This is a genomic window from Pseudomonas sp. HMWF006 (assembly GCF_003061205.1).
Taxonomy (GTDB): domain Bacteria; phylum Pseudomonadota; class Gammaproteobacteria; order Pseudomonadales; family Pseudomonadaceae; genus Aquipseudomonas; species Aquipseudomonas monsensis.
In genome coordinates this window covers 23,328-24,695 of the sequence record NZ_QAIU01000582.1, presented here as the reverse complement: position 1 = coordinate 24,695, position 1,368 = coordinate 23,328, and the positions used below count along the sequence as shown (strand labels likewise).

General features: G+C 63.2%; 1 protein-coding gene. It reads left to right on the top strand.

Annotated features, from left to right (window positions below; genetic code table 11):
* The coding region (gene parE, locus DBR24_RS26845; protein ID WP_256591876.1) for a DNA topoisomerase IV subunit B at positions 1–1,368 on the top strand (1,368 nt) is incomplete at both ends.

The window sequence follows — 1,368 nt, the reverse complement described above, 5'->3', positions numbered from 1 at the left end:
GAAGAGGGCGTGTCGGGCGTTGAGCTGATCCTCACCAAACTCCATGCGGGCGGCAAGTTTTCCAACAAGAACTACCAGTTCTCCGGCGGTCTGCACGGGGTGGGTATTTCCGTGGTCAACGCCTTGTCGACCGAAGTCCGGGTGCGCGTCAAGCGTGACGGCAACGAGTACCAGATGACCTTCGCCGATGGCTTCAAAGCCACCGAACTGGAAATCGTCGGCACCGTCGGCAAGCGCAATACCGGCACCAGCGTGTACTTCGCGCCGGACCCGAAATACTTCGATTCACCGAAATTCTCCATCAGCCGCCTCAAGCACGTGCTCAAGGCCAAGGCTGTGCTGTGTCCGGGGCTGCTGGTCAGCTTCGAAGACAAAGGCACCGGCGAGAAAGTCGAATGGCATTACGAAGACGGCCTGCGCTCCTACCTGGTGGACGCGGTCAGCGAATTCGAACGCCTGCCGGACGAGCCGTTCTGCGGCAGCCTGGCCGGTAATAAAGAAGCGGTCGACTGGGCGCTGCTGTGGTTGCCGGAAGGTGGCGACGCGGTGCAGGAAAGCTACGTCAACCTGATCCCGACGGCGCAGGGCGGTACCCACGTCAACGGTCTGCGTCAGGGCTTGCTCGACGCGATGCGCGAGTTCTGCGAATTCCGCAGCCTGCTGCCGCGTGGCGTGAAGCTGGCGCCGGAAGACGTATGGGAACGCATCGCTTTCGTGCTGTCGATGAAGATGCAGGAGCCGCAATTCTCCGGCCAGACCAAAGAGCGCCTGTCGTCCCGTGAAGCGGCGGCGTTCGTCTCCGGTGTGGTCAAGGACGCCTTCAGCCTGTGGCTCAACGCCAACCCGGAAACCGGTCTGGCCCTGGCCGAACTGGCGATCAACAACGCCGGTCGCCGCCTCAAGGCCAGCAAGAAGGTCGAGCGCAAGCGCGTTACCCAGGGGCCGGCGCTGCCGGGCAAACTGGCCGATTGCGCCGGGCAGGACCCAATGCGTTCCGAGCTGTTCCTGGTCGAGGGTGATTCCGCCGGCGGTTCTGCCAAGCAAGCGCGGGACAAGGAATTCCAGGCGATCCTGCCGTTGCGCGGCAAGATCCTCAACACCTGGGAAGTCGATGGCAGCGAAGTGCTGGCCAGCCAGGAAGTGCACAACATCGCCGTGGCCATCGGTGTCGATCCCGGCGCCGCAGACATGAGCCAGCTGCGCTACGGCAAGATCTGCATCCTCGCCGACGCCGACTCCGACGGTCTGCACATCGCCACGCTGCTGTGCGCCTTGTTCGTCCAGCATTTCCGCCCGCTGGTGGATGCCGGTCACGTTTACGTGGCGATGCCGCCGCTGTACCGCATCGACCTCGGCAAAGAGATCTAC